This window comes from Nocardioides sp. CF8 (assembly GCF_000389985.1).
Taxonomy (GTDB): Bacteria; Actinomycetota; Actinomycetes; order Propionibacteriales; family Nocardioidaceae; genus Nocardioides; species Nocardioides allogilvus.
Genome location: NZ_CM001852.1, coordinates 1,547,488 through 1,567,890 on the forward strand (window position 1 = coordinate 1,547,488; position 20,403 = coordinate 1,567,890).

The following is a 20,403-nucleotide window of genomic DNA, read 5'->3' on the forward strand; positions in this document are numbered from 1 at the left end:
GATGTCTGCCACCGCAACCGGTGTCTACCACCGCAGCTATCGACGCGAGAGCGCCCTGCGGCACACGAAGGCGGAGTACTTCCGCCTCGCGCTGATGATCGTGGGCCTGCTCGTGACGCCCTACGTCCTCGACAACTACTGGCTCTCGATCGTCAACACGATCCTGATCGCCGTCATCGGCGCCGTCGGGCTCAACATCCTGGTCGGCTTCACCGGCCAGATCTCGCTGGGCCAGGGCGGGTTCCTCGCCATCGGCGCGTTCTCGTCCGCCCTCCTCTACCAGCGCGCTGACCTGCCCGCTCCGCTGAGCATCGCCTGCGCAGTCGTCATCACGGCCGTGGCCGGCGCACTGTTCGGCCTGCCGGCGCTGCGGATCAAGGGGCTCTACCTCGCGATCGCCACGCTCGCCAGCCAGGAGATCATCGTCTTCGTCGCCCGCCGCTGGACCTTCCTGCGCGACGGCAGCGCCCCGCTGACGGTCGACAGGTTGAGCCTGGGCAGCTTCGAGATCGAGCGCCAGTACTTCGAATGGCAGTGGTACTGGATCCTGCTCACCTTCGCGGTGCTGGCCGTCCTCGCGGCCCGCAACCTGTTCCGCTCGTCGCTGGGCCGCTCGTTCATGGCCGTGCGCGACCAGGACATCGCGGCGTCCGCGATCGGCGTCAACATCACCCGGGCCAAGGTCACGGCGTTCGCCGTCTCCTCGGGCTTCGTCGGTCTCGCCGGAGCGCTCTCGGCGCACTACACCGAGACGGTCACCTGGGAGGCGTTCACGCTCGACGTCTCCATCCTCTACCTCGCGATGATCATCGTCGGCGGGCTCGGCACCATCGCCGGCTCGGTCTACGGCGCGGCCTTCATGGTGCTGGTGCCGGTCTTCATCCAGGAGACCGTCGGCGCCGTGGGCGACTCGGTGCCCGTGCTGCTCAGCCGGGTCCCGGCCATCGAGCAGGTCGTCTTCGGCCTCGTCATCATCTTCTTCCTCCTGTTCGAGCCACGCGGGCTCGCCCAGATCTGGCAACGCATGAAGGACTACATCCGCTTCTGGCCGTTCCGCTACTGACCTCCCAGCTCCACCCCGCACCACGTCAGCACCACGTCAGCACCGCCCCAACCCACAAGGAGAAACCTCATGTTCAGGATTCGCTGGACGGCCACGCTCGCGGCCTCCGCCCTGGTTGCGCTCACCGCTTGTGCGCCCCCCGGCGCCGACGAAGGTGGCGACGAGGGCGGCGCCATCCCGATCGGCGTCATCGCCGACCTCACCGGTGCCACCGGCGACGTCGGGACGCCCTACAACGACGGCATGCTCGGCTACATCGACTGGGTCAACAGCGAGGGCGGCATCGAGGGCCGCGAGATCGACGCCACGTCGAAGGACTACGCCTACGACGTGCCGACGGCCGAGCGCCTCTACAAGGAATACCTCAACGAGGGCGCGGTCGCGATCCAGGGCTGGGGCACCGGTGACTCCGAGGCACTGTCCGGCAAGGTGTCGCAGGACGAGATCCCCTTCATGTCCGCGTCGTACGCCGAGGCGCTGACCGACCCCGCGCAGGCGCCGTACAACTTCGTGGTCGCGCCGACCTACTCCGACCAGGCGCGTGTCGGCCTGAACTGGATCGACGAGGACTCCGACGCCACGGCCGAGGTCGCGTTCTTCCACAACGACTCGCCCTTCGGCCTGGCGCCGCTCGCGGACGCCGAGGCCTGGATCGAGGAGAAGGGCCTCGACATCTCGATGGAGGCCTACCCGATGCCGGCCGGTGCGGCCAACTACGTCGGCCTGCTCGCGCGTGCCAAGTCCCAGGGCGCGAAGTACGTCCTGATCCAGAACGTGTCGAGCCCGGCGGCCACGGTCGCCAAGGACATCGCCGCGCAGAACCTGGACATGCGGATCGTCTGCCTGAACTGGTGCTCCGACGAGCTGTTCATCGAGACCGCGGGCGACGCGGCCGAGGGCAGCGTGCTGGTGCAGCCGTTCGCGCCGGTGACCGCTGACCAGGAGGGCCACGCCGACATCGAGGCCTACCTCACCGAGAAGGGTTCCTCCCTCGAGGAGGAGGGCGTGCACTACGTCCAGGGCTGGTACACGATGCACATCCTCGCCGAGGGCATCCGCCAGGTGCTCGAGGACGGTGACGACCTCTCCGGTCCGGCGATCAAGGAGGCCCTGGAGACGATGGGCCCGATCGACACCGGCGGTGTCGTGGGAACGGGCACGGTCGAGTTCAGCAGTGACTCGCACCGCGGCTCCACCGGCTCGGGTGTCTACGTCGCCGAGGGTGGCTCCATGAAGCCGCTCGAGACCGGTGTGACGCCGGAATGAGCGACACGTCCATCCAGTCCGCCGCGGCCGGGCACGTCCCGGCCGCGGCGGCGGGCCGCTCGCTGCTGAGCGTCGACAGCATCGAGGTGATCTACGACGAGGTGATCCTCGTCCTGCGCGGTCTCTCGCTGTCGGTGCCGGAGGGCAAGATCGTCGCCCTGCTCGGCTCCAACGGTGCGGGGAAGTCGACCACGCTCAAGGCGGTCTCCGGGCTGCTCCCCAGCGAGCGCGGCGAGATCTCCGACGGCAAGATCGTCCTGGACGGCCAGGACATCACCCGGATGGACGCGGCAGCACGCGTCAAAGCAGGTCTCTCGCTGTGCATGGAGGGGCGCCACGTCTTCGAGCACCTCACGGTGCACGAGAACCTCGTGGCAGGCGGCTACTCCCGTGGTGGCGCGAAGCCCGAGGACTTCGACCTCGTCTACACCTACTTCGAGAAGCTCGCCGACATGCGCAGCCGCGTGGCCGGTTATCTCTCCGGCGGTGAGCAGCAGATGCTGGCCATCGGCCGGGCCCTGATGGCCAAGCCGCGGCTGCTGATGCTCGACGAGCCGTCGCTGGGCCTGGCCCCGCTGCTGGTCCAGGAGATCTTCGGCCACATCCGAAACCTCAACGCGGAGACCGGGCTCACCGTGCTGGTCGTCGAGCAGAACGCCCGCCGCGCCCTGGAGGTGGCCGACCACGGCTACATCCTCGAGCGCGGCCGCATCGTCCTCGAGGGGACGGCGGCCGAGCTCTCGGAGAACCCGGACGTGAAGGAGTTCTACCTCGGCCTCGGCGGCGAGGGTGGCGCCAAGAACTACCGCGAGGTCAAGCACTACAAGCGTCGCAAGCGTTGGCTCTAGGAGGGGGAACGGTGTCTGACATGAAGGCGGTCCGGGACTACTACGACAAGCGCGGCGCCGAGGCCGCCGGTGCGGTCGGGCGCATGGTGGACCGGGTCCCGTCCATCCGCGACCGGCTGGCCGCAGCGGGGGTGGGCAGCTCAGGGCTCACCGCCGTCGACCTCGACTCGGTCCCGGTCCTCACGAAGGACGCCCTGCCTGCGCTGCAGCGTGCCTATCCGCCGTACGGCGGTCTGGTGGCCGAAGGCACGCCCGTGGCACGGGTGTTCGCCTCGCCCGGTCCGATCTACGAGGTCCAGCTCGAGGGCGAGGACCCGTGGCAGTGGGCGGCGGCGCTCCAGGCGTGCGGGATCGGCGCGGGGGACGTGGTCCTCAACTGCTTCGGCTACCACCTCTCGCCCGCGGGCATGATGTTCGACCTGGCCTGCGGCGCCGTCGGCGCCACCGTGGTGCCGGGCGGGGTCGGCTCGGTGGAGGTCCAGGCGCGGGTCGTGTCCGACATCGGCGTGACTGCCTACATCGGGCTGCCGAGCTATCTCGCGGCGCTGGTCGAGGCGTTCGACAACCTCGACCTGCCGACCGATCGCTGGCACGTCGACAAGGCGCTGGTGACGGCGGAGCCCCTGCCCGACGCGCTGCGCGAGCGCCTCGTGCAGAGGGTCCCGACGGTGCTGATGGCCTACGGCACGGCCGAGGCCGGTCTCATCGGCCACGAGGTCGAGCCGGGTGCCGGGCTGGAGGTGCCCGACCACGTGTTCGTGCAGGTCTGTGACCCCGAGAGCGGCGTGCCGGTGCTCGACGACTCCCCGGGCGAGGTCGTGGTGACGATGGTGGGGGCGGGGACGCCGCTGCTGCGCTTCGGCACCGGCGACATCTCGCGCTGGCAGCTCGACGAGGACGATCGGTTGCGGCTGGGTGGCGTGCTCGGCCGGGTCGGCGCAGCCGTCAAGGCGCGCGGCATGTTCATCCACCCGCACCAGGCCGCCGAGGTGGTCCGCGGACTGCGGGACCTGGGCGTCGAGGGCGGCCGCTACGTCGTGCTGCGTGACGCGGACCGGGACGAGCTGAGGCTCGAGCTGGTCGCCGGCAGCGGCGCCGACCGAGCCGTGGTGACCACGGCCGCGGAGGAGCGCACCCGCGCCTCGTTGCGGGTGCGGCCACTTGTCACGTTCGTGGAGTCGGTGCCCGCCGGCGACGTGCTGGTGGACGCGCGCGAGGCGATCTGAGGAAGGCGCTTCCGGGAGCACCGCCTGCGCCTAGGCTGGCGGGATGAGTGAACTGCGCGCACGTCGCGGCCTGGTCGCGCTGGCCGCGACCGCCACGCTCGTCCTGTCGGCCTGCGGTGGCACGGGTGCCTCCCGCGAGGACGGGCCCACGGCGGCGACCCAGTCACCGAGCGAGACCGCCGAGCCGGTCGCCACGGGCCACGACGGTCACGAGGCGGCCGAGCCGGCGAAGGAGGTCCCGCTCCGCAAGGGCGAGCGCCGCGCGACGCTGACCATGCCGGAGGCCTACTCTCCGTCGGCCCCGTTCGGCGCCGGCACCGACGACTACCGCTGCTTCCTCCTCGACCCCGCGCTGGCCGAGGACGAGTGGCTCACGGGGACGACGGTGCAGCCCGGCAACCCCGAAGTCGTGCACCACGTCATCCTCTTCCAGGTCCCGCCCGAGCAGGTCGAGACGGCCGAGGCGAAGGACGCCGAGGAGGACGGCGAGGGCTGGACCTGCTTCGGCGGCACCGGGCTCGACGAGTTCCAGGACGTCGACGACGCCCCGTGGATCGGGGCCTGGGCGCCCGGCGGCACGGAGTCCGTGCGCAGGCCCGGCCTGGGCGTGAAGCTGCGCGCCGGCAGCCGGATCATCATGCAGGTCCACTACAACCTCCTGGCCGGTACGGCGCCGGACACCTCGGCCGCGCAGCTGCGCCTGGCTCCCGGCGACCGCGAGCTGCAGCAGCTGCACACCATGCTGCTGCCCGCGCCGGTCGAGCTGCCGTGCCGCGCGAAGCACGCCGACGGTCCGCTCTGCGACCGCGACGCCGCCATGTTCGACGTGCTGGACCGTTTCGGCCCGGAGGGATCGCGCACCGCCAACGCGCTCTACCTGCTCTGCGGCGGCGAGCCCAGGGCCGGGCAGGTGCAGAGCTGCACGCGCACGATCCGGGAGCCGATGACCATCCACGCGACCGGTGGCCACATGCACCTGCTGGGGCGCCAGATCCGGATCGAGACCAACCCGGGAACGCCCGAGGCCGAGACCGTGCTCGACATCCCGGTCTGGGACTTCGACGACCAGGGCGCCCGTGACATCGACCCGGTGACGCTCCAGCCGGGCGACACCGTGGAGGTCACCTGCAAGCACGTGCAGTGGCTGCGCGACCAGCTGCCGTCCTTCGAGGGCCAGCCCGACCGCTACGTCGTCTGGGGCGAGGGCACCACCGACGAGATGTGCCTGGGGATGCTGCAGGTCACGCGTCCCTGACCCCGGACGTGGCGCCACCCCGGCGTCGAGCAGAACCCGGTGGGCGGCGTCGGTCCCGCTCGCTACCATTGAGCGACGCTTCCGTCTCCGCGATCCGGGAAGGCCGCCCACCATGGGCATCCATGACTGACACCTCACCAGCACCGACACACACCGTTGTCGTGCCCAACAGCATCGACATGGTCAACGTGCTCGGTCCCGGCGATGCGCACCTGCGGATCGTCGAGCGGGCCTTCGGTGCGAGCGTCCACGTCCGGGGCAACCGGATCACGCTGAGCGGGCCGCCCGCCGAGATCGCGCTGGCCGAGCGGTTGCTCGACGAGATCGTCACCATCATCCGCACCGGCCAGGGCATCAGCGAGGACGTCGTCGAGCGCATCGTCACGATGATGAAGGCCGAGACGAAGGAGCGCCCGGCCGAGGTGCTCTCGCTCAACATCCTCAGCAACCGTGGCCGCACGATCCGGCCCAAGACGGTCAACCAGAAGCACTACGTCGACTCGATCGACAAGCACACGATCACCTTCGGCATCGGCCCGGCCGGCACCGGCAAGACCTACCTCGCGATGGCGAAGGCCGTGCAGGCCCTGCACGCGAAGGAGGTCACGCGGATCATCCTGACCCGTCCGGCCGTGGAGGCAGGCGAGCGGCTGGGCTACCTCCCCGGCACGCTGAGCGAGAAGATCGACCCCTACCTGCGCCCGCTCTACGACGCGCTGCACGACATGGTCGACCCCGAGTCGATCCCCAAGCTGCTGGCCGCCGGCACCATCGAGGTCGCACCGCTGGCCTTCATGCGCGGCCGCTCGCTCAACGACTCGTTCATCATCCTCGACGAGGCCCAGAACACCTCGCCCGAGCAGATGAAGATGTTCCTCACGCGACTCGGCTTCGGCTCCAAGATCGTGGTCACCGGTGACGTCACCCAGGTCGACCTGCCCAGCGGGGTCAAGTCCGGCCTCCGCGTGATCGAGGGCATCCTCGACGGCATCGACGACATCTCGTTCAACCGCCTCACCGCCAGCGACGTCGTCCGCCACAAGCTGGTGGGCAGGATCGTCGCGGCCTACGACGAGTTCGACGCCTCCGCTCCGCACGCCGAGCCCGGCCGACCCCGAGGGACCCGTTCATGAGTGTCGAGATCCTCAACGAGTCCGGCACCGACATCGACGTACGCCGCCTCTCGACCCTGTCCCGGTTCGTCATGGACAAGATGCGGGTCCACCCGCAGGCCGAGCTGTGCATCAAGGCCGTCGACGAGGACACCATCGCGCTGCTCAACGAGCAGTGGATGGACAAGTCCGGTCCCACCGACGTGCTGGCCTTCCCGATGGACGAGCTGCGTCCCGGCAAGGTGACCGAGGAGCCGGAGGAGGGCGTGCTCGGCGACCTCGTGCTCTGCCCGGCCATCGCCGAGCGCCAGGGAGTCGAGGCCGGTCACGGCCGCGACGCCGAGATCGAGCTGCTCACCGTCCACGGCATCTTGCACCTCCTCGGCTACGACCACGCCGAGCCGGAGGAGCACCGCGAGATGTTCGGGCTGCAGGACCGGTTGCTGGAGGAGTGGCGAGCCCCCGCCGCTGACCCGGCCCAGTGAGCGGCGATCTGTGGCTGCTCCTCGTAGCAGCCTTGCTCGTCCTCCTGGCCGGACTCTTCTCCGCCGCCGATGCCGCTCTCGCGGGGTTCTCGCACGCCCGTGCCGAGGAGCTCGAGGACGAGGGCCGGCCCGGTTCGCGCCGGCTGGTGCGGATCCTCGACGACCCGGCTCGCTACCTCAACACCGCGCTGCTCATCCGGTTGCTGTGCGAGACGGCCGCGATCGTGCTGGTGGCGCTGTGGATCCACGACCTCTACGACGGTGACTTCTGGCCGGCCTACCTCACGGCCGTGGGCTCGATGCTGCTGGTCTCCTTCGTCGCGATCGGGGTCGCCCCGCGCACCCTGGGACGCCAGCACGACGCGTCGGTGGCGCTGTTCGCGGCAGCCCCGCTCTACTTCGTCACCTCGATCCTGGGTCCGCTCCCGCAGCTGCTCATCCTCGTCGGCAACGCCCTCACCCCGGGCCGCGGCTTCCGCGAGGGACCGTTCTCCACGGAGACCGAGCTGCGCGAGCTCGTCGACCTCGCCGAGGCGTCCGCCGTGATCGAGTCGGGCGAGCGCAAGATGATCCACTCGGTGTTCGAGCTCGGTGACACCACGACCCGCGAGGTGATGGTCCCGCGCACCGACGTCGTCTACATCGAGCGCCACAAGAACCTCCGCCAGACGATGTCGCTGTTCTTGCGCAGCGGCTTCTCCCGGGTGCCCATCATCGACGACAACCTCGACAAGGTCGTCGGCATCGCCTACCTCAAGGACCTCGTCCGCCGCGACTTCGAGCAGCCGGACGTCGAGTTCACCCAGCGCGTCGACGAGGTCATGCGGCCGGTGCACTGGGTGCCCGAGTCGAAGCCCGTCGACGCGTTGCTCACCGAGCTCCAGGCCCGGCGCCAGCACATCGCGGTCGTCATCGACGAATACGGCGGCACTGCCGGCATCGTGACCATCGAGGACGTCCTGGAGGAGATCGTCGGCGAGATCACCGACGAGTACGACGAGGAGGAGATCGAGGTCGAGTACGTCGACGACTCGACGTACCGCGTCTCCTCACGCTTCCCCGTGGACGACCTGGACGAGGTCGTCGGCATCGAGGTGCACGACGAGGAGGTCGACAGCGTCGGCGGGCTTATGGCCAAGCACCTCGGCCGGGTGCCGATCCCCGGATCGGTGGTCGAGTGCCACGGGCTCCGGTTCGAGGCCGAGCGCCTCACCGGTCGACGCAACAAGATCGGCACCGTGCTGGTGAGCGTGGTGGTCGAGGACGACGATGACGACGAGCAGGAGAACGACGATGACTGACCTCAGCGCCGAGGACCAGAAGCTGGTGACGCTCGCGCGCGCCACCCGCGCCCGCACCAACGCCGCCGAGGGGGCCGCCGTCCGCGACCTCGACGGCCGGACCTATGCCGCGGCGACCGTCGCGCTGCCGTCGCTGGCCCTGGCTGCGCTCGACGTGTGCGTGGCAATGGCGATCGCGTCCGGTTCGCGCGGGCTCGAGGCGGCCGTCGTGCTCACCTCCGCCGAGGAGGTGCCCGGGCTGGCCGCTGCGACGGAGTTCGCCGGGGCCGGGGTGCCGGTCCACGTCGGCGACGTCCGCGGAACCATCGGCTCGACCCTCTCCACCTGAGGCAGCCGACGCGCTAGCGTGGAGGAGTGCGCACCGCGGTCGGGTGGGAGACACATCGGGAGGGTGTCGCGCGGCTCCGTCAGTCCTGGGCCGCACTGCCCGGTGATGCTCCCGTGCGGCTGGCCAAGCCCACGTCCAACCTGTTCCGCGGGCGCGCTCCCCGGGGCGCCGGCCTCGACGTCTCTGGCCTGGACGGGGTCATCGCCGTCGAGCGTGCGGACGGCCGCAGCGTCGCCGAGGTGCAGGGCATGTGCACCTACGAGCACCTCGTCGAGGTCACGCTCGCGCACGGCCTGATCCCGCTCGTGGTGCCGCAGCTGCGGACGATCACCCTCGGTGGTGCGGTGAGCGGGCTCGGCATCGAGTCGACCAGCTTCCGCAACGGACTGCCGCACGAGTCGGTGCTCGAGATGGACGTCCTCACCGGCGCGGGGGAGGTCGTCACCACCCGGCCTCGCCCGGGAGACGAGCACCGTGACCTGTTCGACGCCTTCCCCAACTCCTACGGCTCGCTGGGCTATGCGACACGGCTGCGGATCGAGCTCGAGCGGGTCTCGCCGTACGCCGCTCTGCGGCACGTGCGCCTCGACGATCCCGAGGGCCTGCCCCAGGCCATCTCGCGGATCGTCGCGACGGGCGAGTGGGAGGGCGAGCGCGTCGACGGCCTCGACGGTGTCGTCTTCGCGCCCGACGAGGCCTACCTGACGCTGGCGCGCTGGACCGACGAGCCCGGGCCGACCAGCGACTACACCGGCCAGCAGGTCTACTACCGCTCGATCCAGCAGCGCTCGACCGACCGGCTGAGCATGCTCGACCACGTGTGGCGCTGGGACACCGACTGGTTCTGGTGCTCGCGCGCCTTCGGGGCACAGCACCCGGTCGTACGCCGCCTGTGGCCCCGTCGCCTCCGCCGATCCGACGTCTACATGTCGCTGGTCGCCCTCGATCGCCGGTGGGGGATCGGCGACCGCCTCGACCGGCGCGCCGGCCGCCCGCGCAGCGAGCGGGTCGTCCAGGACGTCGAGGTCCCGGTCGAGCGGCTGCCGGAGTTCCTGGCCTGGTTCGACGCCGAGATCGGGATGCGGCCGGTGTGGTTGTGCCCCCTGCGCCTGCGCCGCACGAGCCCGGCCCAGCCGTGGCCCTCCTATCCGCTGCGGGCCGGCACCACCTACGTCAACGTCGGGTTCTGGGGCAACGTCCCGGTCGGGCCACAGGCGCCGACCTCCCCGCGCAACCGGGCGATCGAGGCGAAGGTGCACGAGCTCGGCGGCCACAAGTCGCTCTACTCCGAGGCGTTCTACGACCGGGACACGTTCGACGCGCTCTATGCCGGCGCCAACCTCGCGGCCGTCAAGAAGAGGTACGACCCCGACGACCGGCTGACCGGTCTCTACGAGAAGGTGGTGGAGCGGAGATGAGCACGACCATCGCGGACGCCTTCGCGACCTTGATGCGCGGCGGGATGCCGGTGCGCTTCACGGCCTACGACGGCAGTGAGACCGGCCCCGCAGGCGCGGCGATCGGCCTGCACCTGCACAACGAGCGCGGCCTGGCCTACCTCCTGACGGCGCCCGGCGACCTCGGCATGGCGCGCGCCTACGTCATGGGCGACCTCGACCTGTCCGGCGTCCACCCGGGTGATCCCTACGACGCGCTCCTGCTGCTCAAGGACAACGTGCGGTTCCGGATGCCGCCGCCGGCCGAGGCCTTGGCGCTGGTGCGCGACCTCGGCCTGGGCCGGCTCCGGCCCCCGCCTCCTCCGCCGCAGGAGCACCTGCCGCGCTGGCGCCGCGCGGTCGAGGGGGTGCGGCACTCGATGGCCCGCGACGCCGAGGTGATCGCCCACCACTACGACGTCTCCAACCGCTTCTACGAGCTGGTGCTCGGTCCGTCCATGGCCTACACCTGCGCGGTCTTCGAGGAGCCGGACGCCACCCTCGAGGAGGCGCAGGCGGCCAAGTTCGACCTCATCTGCCGCAAGCTGGCCCTCGAGCCGGGGCAGCGGCTGCTCGACGTCGGGTGCGGCTGGGGCGGGATGGTGCGCCACGCCGCCCGGGAGCACGGCGTCCAGTCGCTCGGCGTCACGCTGTCCCTGCAGCAGGCCGAGTGGGCCAAGGCGGCGATCGATCGTGAGGGCCTCGGCGACCTCGCCGAGGTGCGCCACCTCGACTACCGCGACGTGGTCGAGGGCGGCTTCGACGCGGTCAGCTCGATCGGGCTGACCGAGCACATCGGGGTGCGCAACCACGCCGCCTACTTCGCCCACCTGCGCGACCGGCTCAAGCCCGGTGGCCGGCTGCTCAACCACTGCATCACCCGACCGCACAACCGCCGGCAGGAGACCGGGGCGTTCATCGACCGCTACGTCTTCCCCGACGGAGAGCTGATCGGATCGGGCAGCGTCATCCGCGCGGCGCAGGACGCCGGGCTCGAGGTGCAGCACACGGAGAACCTGCGCCAGCACTACGCGCTCACGCTCGCCCAGTGGTGCCACAACCTCGAGGTCGGCTGGGACGAGTGCGTCGCCGAGGTGGGCGAGAGCACCGCCCGGGTCTGGGGGCTCTACATGGCCGGGTCCCGGATCGGCTTCGAGCGCGGCGAGATCGAGCTGCACCACGTGCTCGCGACGCGTGCGGAGGAGACCGGGCCGGCAGCCTTCCCGCTGCGCCCGGACTGGACGCCGTAACCTTGCCCGGTGAGCACCCGAGCAAGGCAGTTCCAGGCGCAGGTCGTGCGACGGGAGCAGCTCTCGTCGCACTTCGTGCGCCTCGTCCTCGGCGGTCCCGGACTCGCGGAGTTCGCCTCGACCGGCATCCCCGACGAGTGGGTCGCGCTCGTCATCCCCGGCCAGTTCCAGATGCGCTACTACACCGTGCGTGCGTGGGACGGGGCCGAGCTCACGCTCGACATCGTCGTCCACGAGCACGGCCTGGTCACCGAGTGGGCCTCGACGGACTGCGTCGGCGACGTGGTCACGGTGAGCGAGCCGAAGGGCTCCTTCGCGATGCCCGCCGACGCCTCGTGGCTGCTGCTCGTCGGCGACCTCACCGCCCTGCCCGCGGTCGCGCGGATCATGGAGACGGTGTCGGTCCCGGTCACGGCGTGGGTCGAGACGCCCGACGAGCCGATCCGTGCGTACGTCGACGGGGACGTCAGCTGGTCCACGCCGCCCGACGGCCTGGAGACCGCGACGTCGGACATCGTCACCGCCATCGACTGGCCGGAGGGGTCCGGCTACTTCTGGATGGCGGGGGAGTCGGCCCAGATGCGGGCGATCCGCAAGCACCTCATGCGGGAGCGACAGCTGCCGTCGGCGGCGTACGACGTCATGGGCTACTGGCGCGGCGGTGGCCAGAAGCGGCAGCCCCGCGCGGTCGATCCGGGACCCATCTGGCGCGCCGGCAAGGCGGCAGGGAAGAGTGACGAGCAGATCTGGGCCGACTACGACGCAGCACGAGAGAAGACCGAATGAGCAACGAGCACGACAGTGAGCGGGACAAGGACTTCGACGTCAGCGGGATCGAGCCCGCGGGCCCGATCTACGGCACCCGTCCCGAGGGCTTCCGCAGCGGCTTCGCCAGCTTCGTCGGCCGGCCCAATGCGGGGAAGTCCACGCTCACCAACGCGCTCGTCGGCTCCAAGGTCGTCATCACGTCCTCCAAGCCGCAGACGACCCGCACGGTCGTGCGCGGCATCGTGCACCGACCGGACGGCCAGCTGATCCTGGTCGACACCCCCGGCCTGCACCGTCCGCGCACCCTGCTCGGCGAGCGGCTCAACGACCTGGTGAAGACGACGTGGGCCGAGGTCGACGTGGTCGCGGTGTGCTTCCCGGCCAACGAGAAGATCGGTCCCGGAGACCGGTTCATCGTCAAGGAGCTCGGCAAGGTCCGCCGTACGATCAAGATCGCGGTCGCGACCAAGACCGACCTCGTCACCCCCGAGCAGCTCGGCGAGCACCTCCTCGACATCGCCACGCTCGGCACCGAGACCGACACCGAGTGGGCCGAGATCGTCCCGGTCTCGGCCGTCTCGGGCGACCAGGTCAGCCTGCTGGCCGACCTGCTCCTCGCGCTCCTGCCCGAGGGACCGCCGCTCTACCCCGACGGCGACCTGACCGATGCGCCCGAGGCCGTCCTCGTCGCCGAGCTGATCCGCGAGGCCGCGCTCGAGGGCGTCCGCGACGAGCTGCCCCACTCGATCGCCGTCCTGGTCGACGAGATGGGCCTGCGTGAGGGCCGCGACGACGACAAGCCGCTGCTCGACATCTACGCCAACCTCTACGTCGAGCGCGACTCGCAGAAGGGGATCATGATCGGCCACAAGGGCGCCCGCCTGCGCGAGGTCGGCACCGCCGCCCGCAAGCAGATCGAGGCGCTCCTCGGCACCCCGGTCTACCTCGACCTGCAGGTCAAGATCGCCAAGGACTGGCAGCGCGACCCGCGTCAGCTGCGCAAGCTCGGCTTCTGAGTGTCTTCTGATGCGCGGGTGCTGGATCGTCTGAGCAGCTCGATCCGGAGCGGCGAGCCCTCGCGCAGCGATCCCCACTCGCCGGTGGCGACGAAACCACAGCTCTCGTAGAGGGCGCGCGCGGCGTCGTTGCCCTCGGTGACGTGCAGCTCGACGGTGCTGATCCCGTGGTCCTGCGCCCAGTCGAGCAGCCAGGCGACCAGGGAGCGGGCGTGACCGCGACCGCGGGCCTCGGGGGCGGTCCACATGCCCCACACCATCATCACGTCGGGCTGCTCGGGCGGCAGGTAGCCGCCGCCCATCGCGACGAGCCCGCCGGCGGTGCGTACGGCGATGGTCGGGCCGGGAAGCGACAGGGGTTCGCGCCACAGCTCGTCGGGTCGCTGCTCGGCGTCCGCGAGCATGACCGAGAAGGCGTCCGGGGCGTCGGCGAGCGCCCGCAACCGGATGGCGCGGCACTCCTGCCAGTCCTCGGGTCCGAGCTCGACGATGCTCATGCCGGGCTCACGCGGGTGCCCAGCAGATGCCGTGGTGCTGGCCGGCGTCCCACTGGGCGCGGGACGGGCGCTCCTCGGACCAGGTGAAGTCGAGCGGGTCGTCGGCGCGCGAGCGGGCGGCGGCGCGACAGGCCGACTCCATCTGCGTGCTGGCCTCGACGGCGGACGGATAGGACTTCCCGGTGAGGGCCACCGTCGCGACGGCCACCCACGAGTGCTTCGCCGAGCAGGTGACCCGCCGGTGCGACGCAGCGTCCGGCGTCGCCGTACCGCACATCGCGAAGCGGGAGGACGACCCCACGAGACCCGCTGAGGACCGGGGCAGCGGAGCGAGCCGGCCATCGCTCGCGAGGGCGACGACGTCGCAGCGGAACCAGTCCGCGCCCGCGGCCGCCTCCTCGACGGACGGTGTGAACCAGACCGCCTGGACCATGCTCAGGCGCAGGTCCTCCGGCGAGCCGCCGACGTGGGCACCCAGCAGCGAGGTGCACGAGGTCGCCACGGCGTCCTGGACCGACGGGGAGTCGACCGCCAGCAGGTGGCCGTCGGAGAGGAGAGAGAGCCTGCCGACCTTGTAGGTCTGCGACGTGTGCGGCTTCCTGCACGAGACGTCGGTGCCGCCGACGACGGGCGCGACGGCCTGCCGGTAGCTCAGGCGGTGGCAGCCGTTGCGGACCGGACGCGGGGGCAAGGAGGTCGCGGTGGTTGACGGCTCGGACGAGGACGCCGAGGGGGACGGGGAGGACGACGGGACGGGCGGTGCGGGATCGGTGCAGCCCGCCAGCACGATCGCCAGGAGCAGCACGGCGATGGGTCTCATGTCGTCGTCCAGGCCCAGCAGATCGAGCGCCGGTTGCCGGTCTTCCACTCGGCCTCGTGGAACCACGTGTAGGCGAACTTGTACTGCAAGGGGTAGCCGAGCCAGGCGCTCACCGAGTCGTCGCAGTAGTCGCGCGACGTGACCTCGACGAGCCGGTCACCGGGATAGGGGTCGCCCTCGGCGCCGACCTTGATCGTGGTCACCGCGCGCCACGTGTGGTCCTCGCTGCAGGGGATCCGGGGTGCGCCGGGCACGGCCTCGCCGTCGACGCACGACATCCACTGGTCGTCCGGCACGCCGGAGGACATCAGCCCCTCGGCCGTCTCGGGCAGCGTGACGAACTCGGTCGCCTCCTCCGTGCCGCCGACGAGGTCGCAGCGGTACCAGCGCGCGCCGTTGTCCCACGCCTCCTCGGACGGGCGGAACCATGCCCACGACAAGAGCGTGCGCATCGCCAGGCTCTCGTCGGCGCCCAGGAAGTTCATGAACGCCCGCGTGCAGGTCTGATAGGCGAAGGCACCGATGTCGGGATCGTCGTACGCCGCGTCGTCGAGCTCGGAGGGCAGCGGCCCGACGGCATAGGTCTCGGCCGTGTGGTCCTCCGCGCAGTCGACGGTGGGGGCGGAGTTGGCCGACGCGGCGACGTCATCGGGAGCCAACAGGCGGCAGGCGCCGAGCTCGGGAGCCGCCACCGAGGTCGCGTCCTCCGCGCCCGTGTCCTGGGAGCACGCAGTGGCGAGCAGCAGCAGGGTGAGGAGGGGAACCGTCAGCAGGCGCTCGGCCATGTGTCTCCCCGTCTCGTCACTCGCTCAGCAGCGCCGCGATCGTACCCCCGAGCTCGTAGCCGGACGCGCGTTCCTCGTCGCCGACGTCGCCGAGGACCTCCAGCACGGAGGCCGACTGCTGCCAGCCGAGGGCCTGCACGATCGACTGGACCGACCGCACGGCGCCGGTCGTGTCGTAGCGCCCGTGCACCCACAGCCCGTAGGGCTTGCGGCCGCCGGTCGCTGACCCCGCGGACCCGTCGTCGGCCAGCGCGCCGCCGGCCTGGAGGAAGATCGTGTCGAAGAAGTGCTTGAGCGCGCCGGACATGTAGCCGAAGTTGGCGGTCGTGCCGAGCAGGTAGCCGTCGGCGGCGAGCACGTCGTCCGCGCTGGCCGCGAGCGCCTCGCGCACCACGACCTCGACACCCTCGATCGCCTCGTCGCCGGCGCCCGCGACCACGGCCTCGGTCAGCGCGCTCACCGTCGGGGTGGGGGAGTGGTGGACGATCAGGAGTCGGGCCATGCCGTCAGCCTAGAAGAGAACAGGCCACTCGGGGCGGGCACAGGAGTAGCGTCGGATGCCGTGACGTTCGACGTGGCAGGCGAGGCATACGACCGGTTCATGGGGCGCTACTCGCGACCGCTGGCCGGTGCGCTGACCGACTGGCTCGACGTGCGGGCCGGGGAGCGTGCCCTCGACGTCGGCTGCGGCCCCGGCGCCTGGACCGAGCACCTCGTGCAGCGTCTCGGGGCCGGCCGGGTCTCGGCCGTCGATCCGTCGCCCTCCTTCGTGGACGCGTGCCGGGAGCGGTTCCCCGTCGTCGACGTGCGCCAGGGCAGCGCCGAGTCCTTGCCGTACGGCGATGCGTCGTTCGACCTCGCAGGCGCCTGTCTCGTCGTGCACTTCATGGCGGACCCCGCGGCAGGCATCGCCGAGATGGCCCGGGTCACCCGTCCGGGCTGCTGGGTCGGCGCGACGGTGTGGGACCTCGCCGGCGAGCGCGCCCCGATGGCGCCCGTGTGGTCCGCGCTCGCAGCGGTCGGCCCCGCGCAGGCGGCTCCGTCGGGCGAGCGGTCGCTGCCGGGCGGGGCTGCCGGCCAGCTCGAGGAGCTCTTCGTCGGGGCCGGACTGCACGACGTCGAGGGCACCGAGCTCGCGGTCACCGTCACCCACCCGGACTTCGAGGAGTGGTGGGAGCCCTACCTCCACGGCGTCGGTCCGATCGGCGAGGCGGTCGCGGCCCTCGACGAGGCGGGCGTGCAGCGGTTGCGCGAGCACTGCCGGGCCCAGCTCGGCGACGGTCCGTTCGAGATCACCGCCGTCGCGTTCGCGGTGCGAGGACGGGTCGCGTCTCACGATGCCGGGACAACTTTTCGTCGTGAACCCGACGGGGCTAGGCTGTCCTCATCATGACGCGCAGCCTCCTTCTTCGCTGCCGCAGCGGGGCCTGACCAGCCGGACCCCTCGCTGCGGAGAGTGTGTGCGCGCCGGCACCACCCACACCAGTTCGAGGACACCGTCATGATCTCCAGCAGCCCAGCACACGACCGCAACCCGCAGCAGTCGAGTGGCATGCCCCACCAGCGCTACGAGCCGTTCATCCCGGTCGACCTGACCGACCGCACCTGGCCGACCAAGCGGATGAGCCAGGCCCCGCGCTGGTGCGCGGTCGACCTCCGCGACGGCAACCAGGCGCTCATCGACCCGATGAGCCCCGCCCGCAAGAAGAAGATGTTCGAGCTCCTCGTGAAGATGGGCTACAAGGAGATCGAGGTCGGGTTCCCGGCGGCGAGCCAGACCGACTTCGACTTCGTGCGGATGCTGATCGAGGAGGACCTGATCCCCGATGACGTCGTCATCCAGGTCCTCACCCAGGCGCGCGAGGAGCTGATCGAGCGCACCTACGAGTCCCTGCGCGGCGCCAAGCAGGCCATCGTGCACCTCTACAACTCGACGTCCACCCTCCAGCGGCGCGTGGTGTTCGGTCTCGACGAGGAGGGCATCCTCGACATCGCCGTACGCGGCGCGGAGATCTGCAAGAAGTACGAAGAGCTGCTGCCGGACACCGAGATCTACTACGAGTACTCGCCCGAGTCCTACACCGGCACCGAGCTGGAGTACGCCGTCCGCGTCTGCAACGCCGTCATCGACGTGTGGAAGCCGACGGCCGACAAGCCGGTCATCATCAACCTGCCCGCGACCGTCGAGATGGCGACGCCCAACGTCTATGCCGACTCCATCGAGTGGATGGGGCGCCACCTGCGCAGCCGCGAGTTCGTCCTCCTCTCGCTGCACCCCCACAACGATCGCGGTACGGCGGTGGCGGCGGCCGAGCTCGGCTACCTCGCCGGCGCCGACCGGATCGAGGGTTGCCTGTTCGGCAACGGCGAGCGCACCGGCAACGTGTGCCTGGTGACGCTCGGCCTCAACCTGTTCACCCAGGGCATCGACCCGCAGATCGACTTCAGCGACATCGACGAGATCCGCCGCACGGTCGAGTACTGCAACCAGCTGCCGGTCGCCGAGCGCCACCCCTACGGCGGCGACCTCGTCTACACCGCGTTCTCCGGCTCCCACCAGGACGCGATCAAGAAGGGCTTCGAGGCACTCGAGCGCGACGCCGCGCGCGCGGGCGTGCCGGTCGACGAGCAGCCGTGGGCCGTGCCCTACCTGCCGATCGACCCCAAGGACGTCGGCCGGTCCTACGAAGCGGTGATCCGCGTCAACAGCCAGTCCGGCAAGGGCGGCGTGGCCTACATCCTCAAGAACGACCACAAGCTCGACCTGCCGCGACGCGCGCAGATCGAGTTCTCGCGGGTCATCCAGGCCCACACGGACTCCGAGGGCGGCGAGGTCAGCCCGGAGCAGATCTGGGAGACGTTCTCGACCGAGTACCTCGAGCGCGAGGCCCCGCTCAAGCTCGACTCCGTGCACACCTCCAGCGCCGAGGGGGAGAAGGACCAGCTCAACGTCGGCGTCTACGTCGACGGTGAGCTGCATGCCCTGTCCGGAGAGGGCAACGGCCCGCTGTCGGCCTTCGTCACCGCGATCAACGCGGTGCAGCGCGCCGACCACGACTCCTTCGACGTGCGGGTACTCGACTACCACGAGCACGCACTCAGCGCCGGTGGCGACGCGATCGCCGCGGCCTACGTCGAGTGCGCGGTCGGCGACCACGTCCTGTGGGGGGTCGGGCTCGACGCCAACATCGTGACCGCGAGCCTCAAGGCCGTGATCAGCGCGGTCAACCGCGCCAACCGCTAGGTGGACGTCCCGCGAAACCGCGGAGATTTCACCTAGATTCGGGCCATGTTGGTCTCCGAGCGCATTGGGCAGTTCTTCCTGAGTCACCCCGACAGCGGTCGGGACCGACTGGAGTACACCGAGTACGGCTCCGGCGACCACTGGGTGGTGCTGCTGCACGGGCAGCTGATGCCGCGCCGGATGCACCAGCCGCTGGCGCGTGCGCTCGCGGGCCATGGCCTGCACGTGGTGACCCTCGACCTGCTCGGCCACGGCCGCTCGGACCGTCCGGCGGACCCGCTGGTCTACTCGATGACGGCCTTCGCCGAGCAGGTCGTCGCGCTGCTCGACCACCTCGGCGTCGACCGGGCAGTCGTCGGCGGCACCAGCCTGGGGGCCAACGTGTCCCTCGAGGTCGCGGTGCTCGCACCGGGGCGGGTCAAGGGGCTGCTGCTCGAGATGCCCGTCCTCGACAACGGCCTCGAGGCAGGGCTGATGACCTTCGGCCCGCTGCTGTTCACCGCCAGGTTCCTGCCGCTGACGGTCTCGGCGCTGCGCTGGGTGACCCGGCCGATCCCGCGCGGGATCGTGCCGTTCTGGGCCGGCATCGTCCTCGACACCTGCAACCAGCGCGCGGAGCCGATGGCGGCCACCGTCCACGGCATCTTCTTCGGCCGGATCGCACCCTCGTCGCGACAGCGCCGCGCGATCACCGTCCCGGCGCTGGTCATCGGCCACCCGGCCGACCCGATCCACCCCGCCGCGGACGCCGCCATGGTGGCCGAGGAGATGCCCAACGCGACCTTCGTGAGCGCTCGCTCCATCCTGGAGTGGCGCGCCCGGCCCGAGCGACTCACCGCCCTCGCGGTCGACTTCGCGACGTCCTGCTGGGAGACCCCGAAGCGCTCGCGCCGCCGCGCCACCTGAGGTCACGGCCCGCAGATCCCGGCGCCGGCCCGGCGATGGGGGAGAATGGCTCCGTGCCTCTCTATCGCGACGAGGCGATCGTGCTGCGCACCCACAAGCTGGGCGAGGCCGACCGCATCATCACCCTCCTGACCCGTCAGCACGGGCGGGTGCGCGCCGTTGCCAAGGGAGTGCGCCGCACGACCTCGCGCTGGGGCTCGCGGCTCGAGCCGTTCATGCACGTCGACCTCCAGCTCGCCGAGGGCCGCAACCTCGACACGATCACCCAGGCCGAGACGATCGACCCGTTCCACGCGCGGCTCGGCCTCGACTACGAGCGCTACACCGCCGGCACCGCGATGCTCGAGACCGCCGAGCGGCTGGTGACCGAGGAGAAGCAGCCCTCGGTCCAGCACTTCCTCCTGCTCGTCGGCGGGCTGCGCGCGATGGCCGCCGAGGAGCACGCCGCCAACCAGGTCCTCGACTCCTACCTCCTCCGCTCGCTCGCCGTCTCCGGCTATGCGCCGTCCTTCGACCACTGCACGAGCTGTGGCGTCGAGGGTCCCCATCGCTACTTCAACCCGTCGGCCGGCGGCGTGCTCTGCACGACGTGCAAGATCCCCGGCTCCGCCTCGCCCGCCCACGAGACGATCCGCGTCCTCTCCGCGCTGCTCACCGGCGACTGGGCGTGCGTCGGTGCCACAGACCCCCGCCACCTGCGCGAGGCGAGCTCGCTGGTCGCCGCGTACCTCGCCTGGCACCTCGAGCGCGGACTGCGTTCGATGGCGTACGTCGAGCGCTGAGCGAGCACGCTCGTT

21 protein-coding genes are annotated in these 20,403 nt (G+C 70.8%); 17 read left to right on the forward strand and 4 right to left on the reverse strand.

Annotation, left to right across the window (positions count from 1 at the left end; translation table 11 throughout):
• Nucleotide 1: 1 nt before the first annotated feature.
• The 13 genes from CF8_RS07580 (at nucleotide 2) to era (ending at nucleotide 13,354) form a co-directional block, all read left to right on the forward strand.
• Nucleotides 2-1,063 (forward strand): branched-chain amino acid ABC transporter permease, encoded by a 1,062-nt coding sequence (locus tag CF8_RS07580; RefSeq protein WP_010832543.1) that lies wholly within the window; start codon nucleotides 2-4, stop codon nucleotides 1,061-1,063.
• Nucleotides 1,064-1,132: 69 nt separating this feature from the next.
• Complete coding sequence (locus CF8_RS07585) at nucleotides 1,133-2,329, forward strand: ABC transporter substrate-binding protein (protein WP_010832544.1); 1,197 nt, start codon at nucleotides 1,133-1,135, stop codon at nucleotides 2,327-2,329.
• Complete coding sequence (locus tag CF8_RS07590) at nucleotides 2,326-3,177, forward strand: ABC transporter ATP-binding protein (RefSeq protein WP_010832545.1); 852 nt, start codon at nucleotides 2,326-2,328, stop codon at nucleotides 3,175-3,177. The genes CF8_RS07585 and CF8_RS07590 overlap by 4 nt, the downstream gene beginning before the upstream one ends.
• A gap of 20 nt (nucleotides 3,178-3,197) precedes the next feature.
• On the forward strand, nucleotides 3,198-4,403 hold the full coding sequence (locus CF8_RS07595; protein WP_010832546.1) for a phenylacetate--CoA ligase family protein: 1,206 nt from the start codon (nucleotides 3,198-3,200) through the stop codon (nucleotides 4,401-4,403).
• Between the two features lie 43 nt (nucleotides 4,404-4,446).
• Nucleotides 4,447-5,658, forward strand: a complete 1,212-nt coding sequence (locus CF8_RS07600) for a hypothetical protein (RefSeq protein ID WP_010832547.1) — start codon at nucleotides 4,447-4,449, stop codon at nucleotides 5,656-5,658.
• Nucleotides 5,659-5,780: 122 nt separating this feature from the next.
• Nucleotides 5,781-6,791, forward strand: a complete 1,011-nt coding sequence (locus CF8_RS07605) for a PhoH family protein (protein ID WP_010832548.1) — start codon at nucleotides 5,781-5,783, stop codon at nucleotides 6,789-6,791.
• Nucleotides 6,788-7,255, forward strand: a complete 468-nt coding sequence (gene ybeY, locus CF8_RS07610) for an rRNA maturation RNase YbeY (protein WP_010832549.1) — start codon at nucleotides 6,788-6,790, stop codon at nucleotides 7,253-7,255. The genes CF8_RS07605 and ybeY overlap by 4 nt, the downstream gene beginning before the upstream one ends.
• The gene (locus tag CF8_RS07615) at nucleotides 7,252-8,556 is read left to right on the forward strand and encodes a hemolysin family protein (RefSeq protein WP_010832550.1); all 1,305 of its coding nucleotides are present in this window, start codon (nucleotides 7,252-7,254) and stop codon (nucleotides 8,554-8,556) included. The genes ybeY and CF8_RS07615 overlap by 4 nt, the downstream gene beginning before the upstream one ends.
• A complete protein-coding gene (locus tag CF8_RS07620; protein WP_010832551.1) occupies nucleotides 8,549-8,884 on the forward strand; it encodes a hypothetical protein in 336 nt (111 codons plus the stop codon). The genes CF8_RS07615 and CF8_RS07620 overlap by 8 nt, the downstream gene beginning before the upstream one ends.
• Before the next feature lie 26 nt (nucleotides 8,885-8,910).
• Nucleotides 8,911-10,302, forward strand: a complete 1,392-nt coding sequence (locus CF8_RS07625; protein WP_010832552.1) for an FAD-binding oxidoreductase — start codon at nucleotides 8,911-8,913, stop codon at nucleotides 10,300-10,302.
• The gene (locus tag CF8_RS07630; protein WP_010832553.1) at nucleotides 10,299-11,570 is read left to right on the forward strand and encodes a class I SAM-dependent methyltransferase; all 1,272 of its coding nucleotides are present in this window, start codon (nucleotides 10,299-10,301) and stop codon (nucleotides 11,568-11,570) included. Before CF8_RS07625 ends, CF8_RS07630 begins: the two co-directional genes overlap by 4 nt.
• 9 nt (nucleotides 11,571-11,579) lie before the next feature.
• On the forward strand, nucleotides 11,580-12,356 hold the full coding sequence (locus CF8_RS07635) for a siderophore-interacting protein (protein WP_036490492.1): 777 nt from the start codon (nucleotides 11,580-11,582) through the stop codon (nucleotides 12,354-12,356).
• Complete coding sequence (gene era, locus CF8_RS07640) at nucleotides 12,353-13,354, forward strand: GTPase Era (RefSeq protein WP_010832555.1); 1,002 nt, start codon at nucleotides 12,353-12,355, stop codon at nucleotides 13,352-13,354. The genes CF8_RS07635 and era overlap by 4 nt, the downstream gene beginning before the upstream one ends.
• Here era and CF8_RS07645 read toward each other — a convergent pair.
• Genes CF8_RS07645 through CF8_RS07660 form a run of 4 tightly spaced genes read right to left on the reverse strand, consistent with a single transcriptional unit; the run spans nucleotide 13,330 to nucleotide 15,958 of the window.
• Entirely contained in the window at nucleotides 13,330-13,851 is a 522-nt protein-coding gene (locus tag CF8_RS07645) for a GNAT family N-acetyltransferase (protein ID WP_010832556.1), read from the reverse strand. The two genes, era and CF8_RS07645, sit on opposite strands and share 25 nt — an antisense overlap.
• 7 nt (nucleotides 13,852-13,858) lie before the next feature.
• A complete protein-coding gene (locus CF8_RS07650) occupies nucleotides 13,859-14,671 on the reverse strand; it encodes a septum formation family protein (protein ID WP_036492530.1) in 813 nt (270 codons plus the stop codon).
• Nucleotides 14,668-15,456, reverse strand: a complete 789-nt coding sequence (locus CF8_RS07655; RefSeq protein ID WP_010832558.1) for a septum formation family protein — start codon at nucleotides 15,454-15,456, stop codon at nucleotides 14,668-14,670. Before CF8_RS07655 ends, CF8_RS07650 begins: the two co-directional genes overlap by 4 nt.
• Before the next feature lie 16 nt (nucleotides 15,457-15,472).
• A complete protein-coding gene (locus tag CF8_RS07660) occupies nucleotides 15,473-15,958 on the reverse strand; it encodes a flavodoxin family protein (protein ID WP_010832559.1) in 486 nt (161 codons plus the stop codon).
• Between the two features lie 60 nt (nucleotides 15,959-16,018).
• Here CF8_RS07660 and CF8_RS07665 point away from each other — a divergent pair, with 60 nt between their 5' ends.
• The 4 genes from CF8_RS07665 (at nucleotide 16,019) to recO (ending at nucleotide 20,388) form a co-directional block, all read left to right on the forward strand.
• On the forward strand, nucleotides 16,019-16,849 hold the full coding sequence (locus CF8_RS07665) for a class I SAM-dependent methyltransferase (protein WP_010832560.1): 831 nt from the start codon (nucleotides 16,019-16,021) through the stop codon (nucleotides 16,847-16,849).
• Between the two features lie 108 nt (nucleotides 16,850-16,957).
• A complete protein-coding gene (gene leuA, locus CF8_RS07670) occupies nucleotides 16,958-18,700 on the forward strand; it encodes a 2-isopropylmalate synthase (protein WP_036490494.1) in 1,743 nt (580 codons plus the stop codon).
• A 45-nt stretch (nucleotides 18,701-18,745) separates the two neighbouring features.
• On the forward strand, nucleotides 18,746-19,606 hold the full coding sequence (locus CF8_RS07675) for an alpha/beta fold hydrolase (protein ID WP_010832562.1): 861 nt from the start codon (nucleotides 18,746-18,748) through the stop codon (nucleotides 19,604-19,606).
• Nucleotides 19,607-19,659: 53 nt separating this feature from the next.
• A complete protein-coding gene (gene recO / locus CF8_RS07680) occupies nucleotides 19,660-20,388 on the forward strand; it encodes a DNA repair protein RecO (RefSeq protein WP_010832563.1) in 729 nt (242 codons plus the stop codon).
• Nucleotides 20,389-20,403 lie beyond the last annotated feature (15 nt).

Bases quoted from the DNA above. Each gene is read 5' to 3' on its own strand.
- CF8_RS07580 (WP_010832543.1), top strand. From the start codon at position 2: ATGTCTGCCACCGCAACCGGTGTCTACCACCGCAGCTATCGACGCGAG.
- CF8_RS07585 (WP_010832544.1), top strand. From the start codon at position 1,133: ATGTTCAGGATTCGCTGGACGGCCACGCTCGCGGCCTCCGCCCTGGTT.
- CF8_RS07590 (WP_010832545.1), top strand. From the start codon at position 2,326: ATGAGCGACACGTCCATCCAGTCCGCCGCGGCCGGGCACGTCCCGGCC.
- CF8_RS07595 (WP_010832546.1), top strand. From the start codon at position 3,198: ATGAAGGCGGTCCGGGACTACTACGACAAGCGCGGCGCCGAGGCCGCC.
- CF8_RS07600 (WP_010832547.1), top strand. From the start codon at position 4,447: ATGAGTGAACTGCGCGCACGTCGCGGCCTGGTCGCGCTGGCCGCGACC.
- CF8_RS07605 (WP_010832548.1), top strand. From the start codon at position 5,781: ATGACTGACACCTCACCAGCACCGACACACACCGTTGTCGTGCCCAAC.
- ybeY (WP_010832549.1), top strand. From the start codon at position 6,788: ATGAGTGTCGAGATCCTCAACGAGTCCGGCACCGACATCGACGTACGC.
- CF8_RS07620 (WP_010832551.1), top strand. From the start codon at position 8,549: ATGACTGACCTCAGCGCCGAGGACCAGAAGCTGGTGACGCTCGCGCGC.
- CF8_RS07630 (WP_010832553.1), top strand. From the start codon at position 10,299: ATGAGCACGACCATCGCGGACGCCTTCGCGACCTTGATGCGCGGCGGG.
- era (WP_010832555.1), top strand. From the start codon at position 12,353: ATGAGCAACGAGCACGACAGTGAGCGGGACAAGGACTTCGACGTCAGC.
- CF8_RS07645 (WP_010832556.1), bottom strand. From the start codon at position 13,851: ATGAGCATCGTCGAGCTCGGACCCGAGGACTGGCAGGAGTGCCGCGCC.
- CF8_RS07650 (WP_036492530.1), bottom strand. From the start codon at position 14,671: ATGAGACCCATCGCCGTGCTGCTCCTGGCGATCGTGCTGGCGGGCTGC.
- CF8_RS07655 (WP_010832558.1), bottom strand. From the start codon at position 15,456: ATGGCCGAGCGCCTGCTGACGGTTCCCCTCCTCACCCTGCTGCTGCTC.
- CF8_RS07660 (WP_010832559.1), bottom strand. From the start codon at position 15,958: ATGGCCCGACTCCTGATCGTCCACCACTCCCCCACCCCGACGGTGAGC.
- leuA (WP_036490494.1), top strand. From the start codon at position 16,958: ATGATCTCCAGCAGCCCAGCACACGACCGCAACCCGCAGCAGTCGAGT.
- CF8_RS07675 (WP_010832562.1), top strand. From the start codon at position 18,746: ATGTTGGTCTCCGAGCGCATTGGGCAGTTCTTCCTGAGTCACCCCGAC.